The organism is Tardiphaga sp. 619_E2_N8_4, from assembly GCF_051810905.1.
Classification (GTDB): Bacteria; Pseudomonadota; Alphaproteobacteria; order Rhizobiales; family Xanthobacteraceae; genus Tardiphaga; species Tardiphaga robiniae.
The window spans coordinates 5229873-5245104 of record NZ_JBPWQJ010000001.1; the positions used below are offsets into that span (position 1 = coordinate 5229873).

At 61.6% G+C, this 15232-nt stretch carries 11 protein-coding genes; 5 read left to right on the forward strand and 6 right to left on the reverse strand.

All coding sequences use genetic code 11. The features are described from left to right. Positions 1-824: 824 nt before the first annotated feature. Together gmd and AB8A23_RS25005 are read left to right on the forward strand one after the other, a co-directional pair. On the forward strand, positions 825-1805 hold the full coding sequence (gmd, locus tag AB8A23_RS25000; RefSeq protein ID WP_439057789.1) for a GDP-mannose 4,6-dehydratase: 981 nt from the start codon (positions 825-827) through the stop codon (positions 1803-1805). Between the two features lie 4 nt (positions 1806-1809). Next, positions 1810-2781, forward strand: a complete 972-nt coding sequence (locus tag AB8A23_RS25005; protein WP_439057788.1) for a GDP-mannose 4,6-dehydratase — start codon at positions 1810-1812, stop codon at positions 2779-2781. Here the strand turns inward: AB8A23_RS25005 and AB8A23_RS25010 are convergent. Next, entirely contained in the window at positions 2778-3662 is an 885-nt protein-coding gene (locus tag AB8A23_RS25010; RefSeq protein WP_439066031.1) for an NAD-dependent epimerase/dehydratase family protein, read from the reverse strand. The two genes, AB8A23_RS25005 and AB8A23_RS25010, sit on opposite strands and share 4 nt — an antisense overlap. A gap of 540 nt (positions 3663-4202) precedes the next feature. On the opposite strand from AB8A23_RS25010, the gene AB8A23_RS25015 reads away from it, so the two are divergent. Together AB8A23_RS25015 and AB8A23_RS25020 are read left to right on the forward strand one after the other, a co-directional pair. Beyond that, positions 4203-5396 (forward strand): CaiB/BaiF CoA transferase family protein, encoded by a 1194-nt coding sequence (locus tag AB8A23_RS25015; RefSeq protein ID WP_439057786.1) that lies wholly within the window; start codon positions 4203-4205, stop codon positions 5394-5396. A gap of 122 nt (positions 5397-5518) precedes the next feature. Continuing rightward, on the forward strand, positions 5519-6448 hold the full coding sequence (locus AB8A23_RS25020; protein WP_439057785.1) for a glycosyltransferase family 2 protein: 930 nt from the start codon (positions 5519-5521) through the stop codon (positions 6446-6448). A 29-nt stretch (positions 6449-6477) separates the two neighbouring features. On the opposite strand, the gene AB8A23_RS25025 is transcribed toward AB8A23_RS25020, so the two are convergent. From AB8A23_RS25025 to AB8A23_RS25045, 5 genes are all read right to left on the reverse strand, one after another. After that, the gene (locus AB8A23_RS25025) at positions 6478-7995 is read right to left on the reverse strand and encodes a tripartite tricarboxylate transporter permease (RefSeq protein ID WP_089267956.1); all 1518 of its coding nucleotides are present in this window, start codon (positions 7993-7995) and stop codon (positions 6478-6480) included. 10 nt (positions 7996-8005) lie between these two features. After that, positions 8006-8548, reverse strand: coding sequence for a tripartite tricarboxylate transporter TctB family protein (locus tag AB8A23_RS25030; RefSeq protein WP_231077510.1), 543 nt, complete (start codon positions 8546-8548; stop codon positions 8006-8008). A gap of 165 nt (positions 8549-8713) precedes the next feature. Beyond that, entirely contained in the window at positions 8714-9721 is a 1008-nt protein-coding gene (locus AB8A23_RS25035) for a tripartite tricarboxylate transporter substrate binding protein (RefSeq protein ID WP_184514932.1), read from the reverse strand. A 191-nt stretch (positions 9722-9912) separates the two neighbouring features. Continuing rightward, positions 9913-10710: an enoyl-CoA hydratase/isomerase family protein gene (locus tag AB8A23_RS25040; protein WP_439057784.1), complete on the reverse strand. Its 798-nt coding sequence runs from the start codon at positions 10708-10710 to the stop codon at positions 9913-9915. A gap of 111 nt (positions 10711-10821) precedes the next feature. Then, positions 10822-12021 carry a pyridoxal-phosphate-dependent aminotransferase family protein gene (locus AB8A23_RS25045; protein WP_439057783.1) on the reverse strand — a complete coding sequence of 400 codons (1200 nt, stop codon included), beginning with the start codon at positions 12019-12021 and terminating at the stop codon, positions 10822-10824. 232 nt (positions 12022-12253) lie between these two features. On the opposite strand from AB8A23_RS25045, the gene AB8A23_RS25050 reads away from it, so the two are divergent. Continuing rightward, positions 12254-15223: an FAD-binding and (Fe-S)-binding domain-containing protein gene (locus AB8A23_RS25050; protein ID WP_439057782.1), complete on the forward strand. Its 2970-nt coding sequence runs from the start codon at positions 12254-12256 to the stop codon at positions 15221-15223. Positions 15224-15232 lie beyond the last annotated feature (9 nt).

The window sequence follows — 15232 nt, forward strand, 5'->3', positions numbered from 1 at the left end:
ACCCGTCAAATGCTGCCGTCCAGCAGTCCTTTGAGGAAACGGGACCGCGGATTGAAATGTGCAGATCCGCCCGCGCTTTTTCGGCGGAAAAGACTTCATGAGACTACGCATCTAATGGAGATATCACTTACAGCACTACCATTGCTTTTAAAGCTCGTGTTGCTACCGACAAACATCAGCTCAACGGGATCAGATTGCAAGTCTGGTATATTTTTCGAAGGCGAATTGCGGCGCTACTCTAATTCCGTGGTCGAGCCGCGTGATCTCTGCAATCGCTTTGATCTGTCAGCGGTGCCCTGGTTTTGCAGAGCGCATGGACGCCGGATGCGATACAGTGGATTTACACATTTGCCATTATGTTGATGGTCGGACCGCTCCACGCAGTGTGGCATGCGATCGTCAAAAACGGGAACGGCCCCGCTACTCTCGCCGATATGGGCATTGCAAGTGCACTCCGGACCCGCCGTTTCTTTTCTGCGTCGGTGCACTCGCCCGTATCGCTTTGCCTGCGCTCACAGCCTTACATTCGCCTATCATCGTGATGACTCAGCGAAGCTTGCCCCTTGGCACTGGTAACAACAGCGAATGATGGCCGCAAAACGACAAGTCTCTGAAACATACGCAACACCCCAAATAAGGCCTTAGCATTGACGCGGTGACATCCCAGATACAGGGATTTTTGCGTAGGCTGCCCGGGATGAGGCGTTTCCGGCGATGGCGAGGCATGACAGCACTATTCGTTTCGCGCGAACCATACGCATCGGTCATAATCCGAACCGAATGAGCTGATTTCCTCCACACATCGGGTCTTTGAAAGTTAAATCATGAAGCGAGCTTTGATCACTGGTGTAACAGGACAGGATGGCGCCTATCTGGCGGCGCTGCTGCTTGAGAAAGGCTACGAGGTCCACGGCCTGGTCAGGCGTTCGAGTTCAGCAGACGTTATCGACGCCAAGTTGCGCTGGCTCAAGATTCAGAACGATGTGAGATTCATCGACGGCAATCTGCTCGATGTATCGTCGCTGATCCGGACGATGCGCGACGTCAAGCCCGATGAGGTCTACAATCTTGGTGCCCAATCCTTCGTGAAGTCGTCCTGGAACCAGCCGCTGCTGACCGGACAAGTCACCGGCCTCGGCGCCGCCAACGTTCTCGAAGCCGTGCGGCTCGACGCGCCGCAGGCGCGGTTCTATCAGGCTTCCTCCTCGGAAATGTATGGCCTGATCCAGGACCCGGTGCAGAGCGAAGCGACGCCTTTCTATCCCCGCTCGCCCTACGCTGTCGCCAAGGTTTTCGCGCATTACATGACCGTCAATTATCGCGAGAGTTTTGGACTGCATGCCAGCAATGGCATTCTGTTCAACCATGAATCCCCGGTACGCGGCATCGAGTTCGTCACCCGCAAGGTTACCGACGGCGTTGCGCGCATCAAGCTCGGCCAGCAGAAGGAACTGCGGCTCGGCAATATCGACGCCAAGCGCGACTGGGGCCATTCTAAGGATTTTGTCCGCGCCATGTGGCTGATGCTGCAGCAGGAGGTGGCCGATGACTATGTCATCGCCACCGGGCGTACAACCACCGTACGCGACATGTGCCGCATCGCCTTTGACCATGTCGGCCTGAAGATCGACGACCATCTCGTGATCGATCCCGCGCTGTTCCGGCCGGCGGAAGTCGATCTGCTGCTGGGCAATCCGGCGAAAGCCCACGCCAAGTTCGGCTGGAAGGCGGACATTTCACTGGAGGAAATGATCCGCGAGATGGTGGAAGCCGACCTGATGCGGGTCAGGCAGCAGATCGGTTAGCCAGATGAGCCTGAATGGGCCGATGCAGGTTCTCGTCACGGGGGCCGGCGGATTCGTCGGCAACCACCTCGTCCGGAGACTGAAAGCCGTATTGCCGGCCGATGGCCAGCTTGTGCTGGCGGACAGACATGCCGGTAGCAATGCCAATCTGCCGAACTGCAAGAGCATTCATCTCGACATCACCAATGCGGATGAAGTCAATTGCGTCCTTCAGAGCGAGCGGCCGACCCATATTGTGCATCTTGCCGCTATCGCGGCTGTCACCGCAGCCAACCGCGACGTCCGGCTCACCTGGAATGTGAATTTCTCCGGCACTCAGAACATCGCGCTAGCAATCTCCGAATTTTTGCCGGAGTGCCGGCTGCTCCATTGCAGCAGTGCCGAGGTCTATGGCGCGAGCTTCAAGAGCAATACGGCGCTCGACGAGATGGCGCTGCTGCAGCCCGTGAATCCCTACGGCGCAGCGAAGGCGACGGCCGATATCATGCTAGGCCAGATGGCGCTGAGCGGCCTGCGTGTCCTGCGGCTACGCCCGTTCAATCACACAGGCCCCGGCCAAAATACCCAGTTTGTCATTCCTGCCTTCGCAGCTCAGATCGCCAAAATCGAACGTGGCGAACAAGAGCCGGTAATCCGCGTCGGCGACCTCCGAAGCCGCCGCGACTTTCTCGACGTACAAGACGTGGTCGACGCCTACGCCGAGGCTCTGCTGCGGTTTGACGACCTGCCGAATGGCGCCGCTATCAATCTTGCATCGGGCGATGCCCGCGCCATTCAGGAAGCACTCGACATCCTGGTGGCGCTATCGCGCGTGAAGATTGATGTCGCAATCGACCCCGCGCTGCTGCGCCCCAATGATACGCCGGTGATGCTAGGCAATGCGGCGCGTGCCCGCAACTTGCTCGGATGGGCACCGACGCGAAGCTGGAACACGATGCTGGAGTCGGTGCTGAATTACTGGCGCCAGCAACCTTAGCCAGACGTGCTAAACTTCGGCCGAAATCCACGCGGGCTCCAACCGAAGTCGCCGGCTGCCGGAGCGCCGTCGAACACCATGTCCATCGACATCCGGCTACCCATAGCGGCATTTGCGTTAGGGAAAAACGGTTTGGCCAAAGCAAATGCAGCGCGCCATACGATGGGCGGCGCCGAGATGATGCGCCGCCGCTTGCCAAGCGCGTCGAATATCCGCCCCACCATCTCGCGATAAGTAATCGTCTCGCCGCCCGGCAGCGCATAGGTTTTGTTGACCGCCGCAGCACTAGCTGCGGCCTGGATCGCACCGACAGCGAGATCCTCTGCATGCACCGGCTGGCGCAAACCAACGCCACTGCCCATCAGTGGCAAGAATCCAAACTTCTGAATCAAGCGCGCCAGCCGCGAGACATTGCCGTCCCGGCCCTCTGCGTAGATGATCGTCGGTCGCAAGATCGTCCAGCCGATGCTGTGCTGCTCGCAAACGGCGATTAGCCGCTGTTCACCGTCGACCAACCGCCGCAGGTGCTCGCGCTCCGCAGCAATCTCTGAATCCATCTTGGTGACGATGCTGGTGGAAGTGAAGACAACGACCCGCTTCAACGCCGAGCAATCCAGATGCCGCAACGCCTCCGCCAGCAGACCGACATCTGCCGTACAATATAGCGTCTCGCAGGCGGCGATCGGCAACGCATCAGGCGCACCGAGGTCGCCCTCAATCCAGTCGATCTGCGCGTTGTGGTGTCGCGTTCGTGACAACGCCGTCGGCCGTTCACCGGCTGCTACGAGATGTTGCACAATATGACTGCCGACAATTCCGGTGGCACCTATGACGAGACTTTTCATCCTGACCAATCCATTACGGCGGCGTGCGCTAGTCATGCCTCCTCGGGTCGCGTGATTAGAAAATCCTTATCGAGTTTATCGCGGGCGCGCCAATCCTGTCGCGGGTCATAACGTTGCGAACAGCAATGCTCGCTACTCGCAATTCATCGGGGCGTGACTAGCGTCGGGCGGGCAGCTGAACACCGTGCAGATAGTGCAGAATGTTAGCGAGGTCGGCGCGGTAGCGGGCAGGCGCGGTTCGCTCGGCTCGATGAATTCGCCATGCAGCACATCCGCCCTGCGGGCCACGACCCATCTTCAGCGTATAGCCGACAGCGAAAACGATAAGTCCAAAAAACACCTTCAAACATACGTACACCTCAAAATAATTCCTTATTATTCAAACGGTTAGACCTGTGGCCAAGTGGCTGCGCAAGCTGGAGCTCCAGTTACAGCCATTTGTGGCATCCCGTTTTACGCAACCCGATGGGGATGCACACCGCGTCTGCCGCTCAGGACATGACAACGCCGCCGGTTTGCGCGAAAGGTAAAGGTAAGAGCCACCTTCCGACTCCACCGCATCACCGGAGCCTCTGAATGCCCTTCCCGCGCGCCTCGCAGGCCCTCTCCCGCTTTACCGTTCTCGACCTCACCCGGATCCGTTCGGGCCCGACAGCGGTCCGGCAGTTCGCGGATTGGGGGGCCAATGTCATCAAGATCGATGCGCTGAGCGACGACGCTGCGGGAGAACAGCCCGGTGGCCCGCGCCAAGGCTCGGACTTCCAGAACCTACACCGCAACAAGCGGGCCATGACCCTGAACCTGAAGGACCCGCGCGGTCTCGCGGTGTTCAAGCGGCTCGTCGAAAAGGCCGACGTGGTGGTCGAGAATTTTCGCCCGGATGTAAAAGCCCGGCTCGGCATCGATTATGAGAGCCTGAAGGCGATCAATCCCGGTATCGTCTATGGCAGCATTTCGGGCTTCGGTCAGGACGGCCCCTATCACAAGCGGCCGGGGTTCGATCAGATCGCCCAGGGCATGGGCGGCCTGATGTCCATTACAGGCGCCCCTGGCGAGGGCCCAATGCGGGTCGGCATTCCCGTGGCTGATCTCACCGCCGGACTGTTCTGCGCACTGGGCGTGCTCACAGCCCTGCTGGAGCGCGATGTGTCCGGTCAGGGCCAGTGGGTCCAGACCTCGCTGCTGCAGGCCCAGATCTTCATGCTGGATTTCCAGGCCGCGCGCTGGCTGATGGAACAGGACGTACCCAAACAGGCCGGCAACAACCACCCGACCAGCATTCCCACCGGCGTGTTCAAGACCTCCGACGGCTACATCAACATCGCCACCACCGGCGGCAAGATCTGGGAGCGTTGCGCCCAGGCGGTCGGCGCCCCTGAATTGATCACCCATCCCGATTACGCCACCGGCCCTGCCCGCTCCAAGAACCGCGACGCGCTCAACGCCGCAATCAGCGCCTGCACCGCAAAGCGCACCACCGAGGAATGGGTCAACGACCTCAATGCCGCCGGCGTGCCCTGCGGGCCCATCTACTCCGTCGACCAGATGTTCGAGGACGCGCAGGTCAAGCACCTTGGCCTCGCTCAGGACGTACCCAACGACCAGAACCGCAAGATCACGCTGGTTGGCCAACCCTTCACGCTGTCACGCACGCCGAGCCACATGGCCACTCGGCCGCCAGAAGTCGGCGAGCAGACTGAGGAGCTACTCGCCGAGTTTGGCTTTGGCGCCGAAGAGATCGCCGAATTGCGGCGCGGCAAGGTGGTTTGAGGCGGCGAACCATCAAGTACTATGAAAATTAACGCCGTAGGCTGCATTAATCGGGAGCACATCTTCGTCCAGGCGCAGTCGATCGGAGATCGTGCTGCCCCTCGAACCCGCCGGAAGGCTCCATGAGCGCACCGCCCCGCGTGGCTATCCTGATCCCCTGCTTCAATGAAGAGGTCGCAGTCGCGACGGTCGTGAACGATTTCCGGAGGGCGCTGCCCGCCGCCACGATTTATGTTTACGACAACAACTCGACAGATCGCACACGCGAAGTCGCGTCGCAGGCGGGGGCGGTTGTTCGCAGCGAGCCCCGTCAAGGCAAGGGTCATGTCGTGCGCCGCATGTTCGGTGACGTCGATGCCGATATCTACGTTCTCGTCGATGGCGATGCGACCTACGACGCGACATCCGCGCCAGCTATGATCGAAGCGCTGTTAAACGATCGCCTCGACATGGTGGTGGGCCGCCGCATTGAGCAGCAGGTTGCCGCCTATCGCCTTGGCCACCGTACCGGCAACTCACTGCTCACCGGCTTTCTGTCAATGACGTTCGGTCAGAACTTCAAGGATGTGCTGTCAGGCTATCGCGTATTCTCGAGACGCTTCGTCAAATCCTTCCCGGTGCTGTCCGATGGTTTCGAGATCGAGACCGAACTGAGCGTTCATGCGCTGCAGCTCGCACTGCCGGTCGCTGAAATCGAGACGCCGTATTTCGCGCGACCGCAGGGCTCCATCAGCAAGCTCAGAACGTGGAAGGACGGCTTCCGGATCCTCGGCACCATCATGAAACTCTATCGTTCGGAAAAGCCGCTGCGCTTCTTCGGCACAATTGGCCTGTTTTTCGGCATCGTCTCCATCGGCCTCGCGATTCCCATCACCGTCACCTATCTGGAAACAGGTTTGGTGCCTCGGCTGCCCACCGCCGTGCTCTCGACCGGCCTGATGATCGTCGGCGTGCTCTCATTCTCGTCGGGCCTCGTGCTCGACACTGTCACCCGCGGCCGCCGCGAGATAAAGCTGCTGGCATATCTGGCGCAGCCGTCACTGCCGGATTAGGCCGACGTCCAGCCACGCGCGAGCACGATTTACGTCGTCACCGGCGTCGGCCGCCAGATGCGTGCAACGGCCGTAAAGGCCCGATCGATCAGTGGCCAGAACAGCAGCGTGATCGCCAGCGTGGTGATGGTGCCGACGAGGCCATTGGACCAGAACACACCGACGCTACCACCAGAGCCGATCATGGCGAGGCGGAACGCATCCTCGGCGCGGCTGCCGAGCACCAGCGCCAGCGTGAATGGCGCGAGCGGAATACCGATCTTCTTGAACACATAGCCGACCACACCGAAGCCGAGCATCAGCCAGATGTCGAACATCGCGTTCTGGATCGCATAGGCGCCGATGGCGCAAGACACCACGATCATTGGCGCCACAGCCGCAAACGGCACCCGCAGGATCGAGGCGAAGACGGGAACGGTCGTCAGCACGATGACGAGACCGACCACATTGCCGAGATACATCGAGGCAATCAGGCCCCAGACGAAATCCTTGTGCTCGACGAACAGCAGCGGGCCTGGGTTGAGGCCCCACACCATCAGGCCGCCGAGCAGGATCGCCGCAGTGCCGGAACCTGGAATGCCGAGCGCCAGCATCGGCAGCAGCGCTGCGGTGCCCGACGCGTGCGCCGCGGTCTCCGGCGCGAACACGCCTTCGATGCGCCCCTTGCCGAAGCTTTCGGGATCCTTGGAGAAGCGCTTGGCGAGATTGTAGCCCATGAAGGACGCCGCAATAGCGCCCCCCGGCGTGATGCCGAGCCAGCAGCCGATCACCGACGATCGCAGCAGCGTCACCCAGTATTTCGGCAGATCCATCCAGACCTTCAGCACCGTGCGCAGGCTGATCTTGGCGGCGTGCCCGCGCAGCGCGAGGCGTTCTTCCATCGTGAGCAGGATTTCGCTGATGCCGAACAGGCCGATCACCGCGACGAGGAAGTTGATGCCGCGCAGGAGATTGTCCGAGCCGAAGGTCATGCGCAGATTGCCCGACACCGTGTCCATGCCGATGCCGGCGATCAGCAGCCCCAGCGCCATCGAGATGACGGTCTTGTGCTTGGCCTCGCGGCCAAGGCCGACGAAGGAGCAGAAGGTCAGAAGATAGACCGCAAAGAATTCCGGCGGGCCGAATTTCAGCGCGAAGGATGAGATCATCGGCGCCAGAAATGTGATCAGCATCACCGCCACCAGCGATCCGATGAAGGACGAGGTAAACGCCGCCGTAAGTGCTTCCGCAGCCTTGCCCTGCTGCGCCATCGGATAGCCGTCGAAGGTCGTGGCCACCGACCACGCCTCGCCGGGGATATTGAACAGGATCGAGGTGATGGCGCCGCCGAACAGCGCGCCCCAATAGATGCAGGACAACATCACGATGGCCGAGGTCGGATCCATGGTGAAGGTCAGCGGCAACAGAATGGCGACGCCGTTGGGGCCACCGAGGCCCGGCAGCACGCCGACAAAGATGCCGAGCACGAGACCGACGACCATCAGCGAGATGATCTTCCAGGTCATCAGCACGGCGAAGCCGTGCATCAACAGTCCGAAGGCTTCCATTTCAGTAGTCCTAGCGACCGAGAGCCGATTCGATCGGCCCCTTCGGCATGATGACGTCGAACGCGACATCGAAGGTGACGAACATGATCGCGGTGAACACGAAGGCGGTGAGCAGCGACTTCCACAGCGCGATCTTGCCGACCATGCGCATGAAGCCGGCGATCAGCACGAAGCTCGCGACATAGATGCCGAGGAATTGCGTGGCGAGACAAAACAGTGCGGTGGGAATGAACACCAGCGCCACGCGCCGCAATTGTGCGCGGGTGACGAAAGTGTCGGAACCGCCACTTCGGGCGAAGAATGTCGCGATCAGTCCATAGAGGCTGGCACCACCGAGAATGACCGAGAGATAGAACGGGAAATAGCCGGGCTGAGGCCCCGTGGAATCCCAGGCGATGCCGGTGCGCCAGTTGTCGAAGCCAAGCACGATGGCCAGTGCCAGCAGGACCAGCGAGACGATGATCTCGATGGTGCGCGTACTGACGACAGAGGGCGAGTCGTCCTCCGGGGCGGTGGGATCTTCGACGATGATTTCGAGGTCGGTATTGGACATTGGCATGGTTTCTAAGGATGGAGAAAGGATACACGCTCGCGCATCAAAGAAACTTGTCATCACCCGCGAAAGCGGGTGATGACGGTATGCGAGCCGTCAGTGGTTTTCTCGCTGTCGGTGTTTTGCTGGATGCCCCGCTTTCGCGGAGCATGACAGTCATTGGCTTTACTTCGCCACGAATCCCGCTTCGGTCATCAGCGACTTGTTGAGCGCATCGTCCTCTTCGAGGAACTTGAGCATCTCCGGCCCCTTCAGGAAGATCGGCTTCAGCGCCTGCTTCTCCATGTAGTCCTTGTATTCGGCCGTCTTGGTCACCTTCTCGAACAGGTCGACATAGAAAGCCTGCTGCTCGGGCGTCACCTTGCCGGGCAGGAACATGGCGCGCAGCATCAGATACTGCACGTCGAGGCCCTCTTCCTTGCAGGTCGGGATGTCGTTCCACGACTGCGTCTCGGTGACCTTGGTCTTGTAGGAGATGCGTTCCTTGTCGAACACGCAGAGCGCGCGCACCTGACCGGCGCGCCAGACTTCGAGATTCTCGCTGGGGTTATTGACGTTGGCTTCGGTGTGATTGCCCACGAGCTGCGTCGCCGCCTCGCCGCCCGACTTGTAGGGCAGATAGGAGAACTTGGCGCCGGTCTGCTTTTCCATGAACACCGTCAGCACATGGTCTTCACGCTTGGAGCCGGTGCCGCCCATCTTGAACGGCGACGATGCAGCCTTGGCCGCCGCGATGAATTCCTTCACCGTCTTGGCGCCACCCGCATTGTCCCACAGCACGAACTGGTCCATCGCGACGACGGACACCGGTGTGAGGTCGCGCCAGTTGAACGGAATCTTGGCGGACAGCGGCAGCATGTAGATCAGCGAATAGGCGATCAGCACCTTGTTGGCGTCGCCGTCGCTGGATTTCATGTAGATCAGCGCTTCCGCACCGGATGCGCCACCCTTGAGCGACACCACCACCGGCGCCTTCATCAGATTGTTCTTCTGGATGGCAGCCTGCATCATGCGCGCCATCTGGTCGGAGGCGCCGCCGGCGCCCGCTGCAACGACGATCTCGACGGGCTTCGTGGGCTCCCAAGCGATGGCCGGCGATGTGGCCGATGAGAGGATGGGCGCGCTGGCGAGCACGGCTGCAAGCGCAGCTGTGGCCCTGATCGACTTGGACATTGGTTTCTTCCCTGTAGAGATCGGCGGACATTGGATGCCCGCCATTTTTCATTGGTTCTATTGTGCGGGGTATTGACCGTGACTTCAAGCATGTCCCGCGCATGCGAAGGCCGACTTTGGTCAGGGGCCGGCACCCTGTTCAGCTGCCGGGCGGCGGAATGAGGTGATTGCCCGAGACCGTCGCCTGCCCGTTATTTGCCCTGCCAGTTCGGCTTGCGCTTGTTCAGGAAGGCATCCATGCCCTCGCGGAAATCCTCGCTCATATAGGCCTTGAGCACGAGATCCTTGCCCTCCTCGCGGGTCAGGGTCGGGCGCAGGCGGCGCACGGCTTCCTTGGTCACTTCGAGGGTGATCGGCGCGTGGCTGGCCACCAGTTGCGCGAGTTCCAGCGCGCGGCGCTGCAGCGTCTCGACATCGGGCACGATCTCGTTGATCAGACCCAGCGCCAGCGCCTCATCAGCCTCGATGAGGCGGGCGGTGAAGATCATGTCCTTGGTGCGGGCCGGTCCGACCAGCGCCATCACGCGGCTGATATTGGACATCGACAGGCAGTTGCCGAGGGTGCGGGCAATCGGGAAGCCCATGCGCGTGGCAGCCGTACCGATGCGCAGGTCGCAGCAGGCCGCAATGCCGGCGCCGCCCCCGGTGCAGGCACCGGCGATCGCGGCGATGGTCGGCACCCGGCAGGTCTCCAGCGCGGTGAGCACACGGTCGATCCGCGCCTCGTAATCGAGCGCGTCCTGCGCCGTCTTGAACTCACGGAATTGCGAAATATCGGTGCCCGACGCGAAGGCCTTGTCGCCGGCGCCGGTCAGGATGATCGCCTTGATCGAGTGGTCCTCATTGGCGGCCTGGCAGATCTCTGCCATCCGCTCATACATCGAGAACAGCATGGCATTGCGCGCCTGCGGACGGTTGAAAGTGATCTTCGCGATCCCGTTCTCGACGGAATACAGCAGGTCTTCAGTGGCGGGCGTGGGCGCGTTCATGTGATTCGTCCTCTGGTGCAGCATTCCGCCGCAACATGTTGAAAAGGCTGGAGCGATTATGCTCCAGCCTCCAGTAGATTGTTAGGCCTCAAAGACGGGATTTCGTGGCCTTTAAGCCACCGCAGCCTTGGTCATCGGCACCACGCTTTTGCCGGTCAGCACATCCATCGCTGCCATCACGCCGCCGGCGCGATGGGGGACCTTGGCGAGTTCGAGACCCATCTCGACGCCGGACAACGTGCCCATCAGCATCAGATCGTTGAAGTGGCCGATATGGCCGATGCGGAAGATCTTGCCCTTCCACTTGTTGAGGCCGGTGCCGAGCGACATGTCGAAATTGTCGAGCACCACCTTGCGGAACACGTCGGCGTCATGCCCTTCCGGCATCAGCACCGCGGTCAGCGCCGGCGAGTGATCATGTGACTCGATCGAGACCGTCTCGAGACCCCAGGCCTTGACAGCCGCGCGGGCGGCGGCGCCATGGCGCTTGTGGCGCGCGAACACGTTGTCGAGCCCCTCCTCCTCCAGCATCGCCACGCCTTCCTTCAGCGCGTAGAGCAGATTGGTGGCGGGCGTATAGGGCCACGAGCCGAGCTTGTTGGCGGCGATGATCTCCTCCCAGTCCCAATAGGACCGGAACGAGCTGTTGGCCTTGGAGGCGGCCAGCGCCTTGTCGGACACGGCGTTGAAGCCGAGGCCCGGCGGCAGCATCAGGCCCTTCTGCGAACCGGCGACGGAGACGTCGATGCCCCAGGCGTCATGTTCGTATTCCAGCGAGCCGAGACCCGAGACGGTGTCGACCATCAGCAGCGCGGGATGCTTCACGCGGTCGAGGATCTTGCGGACATCCTGCGGATGGGTGACGCAACCGGTCGAAGTCTCGTTATGCACGATCATCACGGCCTTGATGGCGTGCGACTTGTCGGCAGCGAGACGCTTCTCGATCTCGGCGAGATCGGCGCCGTGGCGCCAGTCGCCCGGCACGAAATCGATATCGAGCTTGAACTTCTCGGCGAGACCCCGCCACAGCGTGGCGAACTGGCCGGTCTCGGCCATCAGCACCTTGTCGCCCGGCGACAGCGTATTGACGATGGCGGCTTCCCAGGCGCCGGTGCCCGAGGACGGATAGATTATAACCGGCTGCTTGGTCCGGAATACACGCTGCATCGCAGCAATAACGTGGAGGCCGAGCTCGGCGAATTCAGGACCGCGATGGTCCAGCGTGGGCATATCCATCGCCCGCAGCACCCGGTCGGGTACGTTGGTCGGGCCAGGAATCTGCAGGAAATGCCTTCCGGTGTGCACGGTCATGTCTCGTCCTTCCCAGGGAGTCCATTTTTATTGAAACGCCCGGATAGCACCTTTCAAACGGCTTGTCCCGCGTCTGGTATACCAGAGCGCTGAAGAAAAACGTGGGGCAGCCATGAGGATTTCTTATCCCTCCCGTATCCCCTCCTTGCCACTGCCGGAGCGCGGCACCGCCGGGTTGCCAACCCGGAATCCGGATGCAAGACAGGACGATAGAGGGACAAGGCGGGAATCCATGGCGAAGGCGGCAATCATTCGGAGCACGGCTGCAGACAGCGCGCTGGCTGCCAGGCTGTCACGGGAAGTCTCCGGCGACGTGTTCTTCGACCCGTTCAATCGCGGCCGTTATGCCACCGATGCCTCGTTCTACCAGATCGTACCGTTCGGTGTGGTCGTGCCGCGCACCATCGACGAAGCCTTGCGCGCGCTGGCGATCTGTCGCGACGATGGCCGCATCGTTACGCCGCGCGGCGGCGGCACCTCGCAATGCGGACAGACCGTCAATGACGGCATCGTCATCGACCTCTCCAAACATCTCAACAAGCTCATCTCGCTCGACGTCGAGAACCGCACCTGCATCGTCGAGCCTGGCATCGTCCTGGACGATCTCAACCGGCAGCTCAAGAAACACGGGCTGTGGTTTCCGGTAGATGTCTCCACCGCGTCGCGCGCTACCATCGGCGGCATGGCCGGCAACAATTCATGCGGCGGTCGCTCGCTGCGCTACGGCACCATGCGCGACAACACGATCGCGATGGATGCCGCACTGGCCGATGGCAATCTGCTGCATTTCGGCGAAGTAAATTCCGGGGACGATGCGCCTGCCCTGTTTCGCGACATGCTGGCGCTCGGCGAGCGCGAAGCGACCGAGATCGCGGAACGCTTCCCGCAGGTGCAGCGCCGTGTCGGCGGCTACAATCTCGATGCGCTCACGCCGCGCAACACCGCCAACAACATGGCGCATCTCCTCGTGGGTTCCGAAGGCACCCTCGCCTTCACCACGCAGGTCGAACTCAAGCTATGGCCGCTCATCGGCAGCAAGGCGCTCGGTGTCTGCCACTTTGGCAGCTTCTATGAAGCGATGGATGCGACCCAGCATCTGGTCAAGCTCAAGCCCATCGCCGTCGAGCTCGTCGACCGCACCATGATCGCACTCGGCCGCGACATCGCGATGTTCCAGCCGATCATCAAGAGTGCCGTGCGCGGCGATCCGGATGCGCTGCTGATCGTCGAATTCGCGGAAGAGGATCAGGCCGCGAATGCCGCCAAGCTGAAAGAGCTGGGCGCATTGATGGGCGATCTCGGCTTTGGCTGGAACAACCCGCCGCGCAAATGGGGCGGTGTGGTCGACGTCACCGAGCCCGCGCTTCAGGCTGGCATCGCCGAGTTTCGCGCGGCCGGCCTTAACGTCATGATGTCGATGAAGCAGGACGGCAAGCCGGTCTCCTTCATCGAGGACTGCGCGGTACCGCTACCGCATCTGGCCGACTACACCGAACGCCTGTCCGCGATCTTCAGGAAGCATGACACCACCGGCACCATGTATGCACACGCCTCGGAAGGCTGCCTGCATGTCCGCCCGGTGCTGAACCTGAAACTCGACAAGGACGTCAAGGCAATGCGCGCCATCGCCGAAGAAGCCTTCGCGATAGTCAGGGAATACAAGGGCTCGCATTCCGGCGAGCACGGCGACGGCCTCGTGCGTTCGGAATTCCACGCCGAAATGTTCGGCGAGCAGATCATCAGCGACTTTGCCGAAGTGAAGCATCGCTTCGATCCGCGGAATGTTCTCAATCCCGGCAAGATCGTCGATCCGCCCAAGATGGACGATCGTTCGCTGTTTCGTTACACGCCGGATTATCGCGTCGGCGAATTGAAGACCGCGCTCGACTGGTCCGCTTGGCCCGGCGCCGCCGGCGGTTTCCAGGGCGCCATCGAAATGTGCAACAACAATGGCACATGCCGGAAGCTAGAGGGCGGCGTGATGTGCCCGTCCTATCGCGCCACGCGCAACGAGAAGGACGTCACACGCGGCCGCGCCAACACGCTGCGGCTGGCGATCTCCGGCCAGCTTGGTCCGGATGCGCTGACGTCGGATGCCATGGCCGACACGATGAAACTTTGCGTGTCGTGCAAGGCCTGCCGCCATGAATGCCCAACCGGCGTCGATATGGCCAAGATGAAGATCGAGGTTCTGGCCGCGCGCGTCACGAAGCACGGCCTCACGCTACGCGATCGCCTCGTCGGCTATCTGCCGCACTATGCCGCACTGGCCGCCCGAGCTGCGCCGCTGGCGAATCTGCGCAACAAGAGCCCGCTGCTACGCAACCTGCTGGAACGCTATGCGGGCATCAGCGCCAAGCGCAGCCTGCCGGAATGGCGCAGCGATGTATTTCACAGGGATACCGAAGCCATCGGCCCCGCCGATGGCCGCGAGGCCGTGCTGTTCGCCGACACCTTCAACCGCGCTTATGAGCGCGAGAACCTCGACGACGCACTGCGCGTGCTCACCGCCGGTGGCTATCGCGTGCATCTGCCGAAGCCGGTGGGTCGCAGCAGTCGTGCCCTGTGCTGCGGCCGTACGTTCCTCTCGGCGGGCCTTGTCGATCAGGCGCGCGCCGAACTCGATCGTCTGGTCGCCACCTATGCACCCTTCGCGGCACGCGGCGTGCCGATTGTCGGCCTTGAGCCGAGCTGCCTGCTGACGCTACGCGATGAATTGCTGTCGCTACGTTCCGACGATACGGCCAGGAGCGTCAGCGCGCACGCCATGCTGTTCGAGGAATTCCTGGTTCGCGAGGCCGAGGCCGGCCGTCTGCAACTGCCGCTGAAGCCGATCGCGCCGAAGGCCATAGTGCATGGCCACTGCCATCAAAAGTCATTCGGTGCGTTCAAGCCGGTCGAACAGGCCTTGCGCCTTATCCCGGATCTGAAGGTCGAGACCATCGAATCCAGTTGCTGCGGCATGGCGGGCGCGTTCGGCTATGGTGCCGACACCTATGACGTCTCGATCCAGATGGCCGAAGCGTCCTTGCTACCCGCCGTGCGCAAGGCCAACGCCGATACGCTGATCATCGCCGACGGCACATCCTGCCGGCACCAGATCGCTGACGGCGCCTCCCGTCACGCGTTGCATGTCGCGCGCGTGCTGGCCATGAGCCTCGACGGCGCGACAACAAACGTCCATTCTGCCACGCTCAACTAGGAAACAACC

Bases quoted from the DNA above. Each gene is read 5' to 3' on its own strand.
- gmd (WP_439057789.1), top strand. From the start codon at position 825: ATGAAGCGAGCTTTGATCACTGGTGTAACAGGACAGGATGGCGCCTAT.
- AB8A23_RS25005 (WP_439057788.1), top strand. From the start codon at position 1,810: ATGAGCCTGAATGGGCCGATGCAGGTTCTCGTCACGGGGGCCGGCGGA.
- AB8A23_RS25010 (WP_439066031.1), bottom strand. From the start codon at position 3,662: ATGACTAGCGCACGCCGCCGTAATGGATTGGTCAGGATGAAAAGTCTC.
- AB8A23_RS25015 (WP_439057786.1), top strand. From the start codon at position 4,203: ATGCCCTTCCCGCGCGCCTCGCAGGCCCTCTCCCGCTTTACCGTTCTC.
- AB8A23_RS25020 (WP_439057785.1), top strand. From the start codon at position 5,519: ATGAGCGCACCGCCCCGCGTGGCTATCCTGATCCCCTGCTTCAATGAA.
- AB8A23_RS25025 (WP_089267956.1), bottom strand. From the start codon at position 7,995: ATGGAAGCCTTCGGACTGTTGATGCACGGCTTCGCCGTGCTGATGACC.
- AB8A23_RS25030 (WP_231077510.1), bottom strand. From the start codon at position 8,548: ATGTCCAATACCGACCTCGAAATCATCGTCGAAGATCCCACCGCCCCG.
- AB8A23_RS25035 (WP_184514932.1), bottom strand. From the start codon at position 9,721: ATGTCCAAGTCGATCAGGGCCACAGCTGCGCTTGCAGCCGTGCTCGCC.
- AB8A23_RS25040 (WP_439057784.1), bottom strand. From the start codon at position 10,710: ATGAACGCGCCCACGCCCGCCACTGAAGACCTGCTGTATTCCGTCGAG.
- AB8A23_RS25045 (WP_439057783.1), bottom strand. From the start codon at position 12,021: ATGACCGTGCACACCGGAAGGCATTTCCTGCAGATTCCTGGCCCGACC.
- AB8A23_RS25050 (WP_439057782.1), top strand. From the start codon at position 12,254: ATGGCGAAGGCGGCAATCATTCGGAGCACGGCTGCAGACAGCGCGCTG.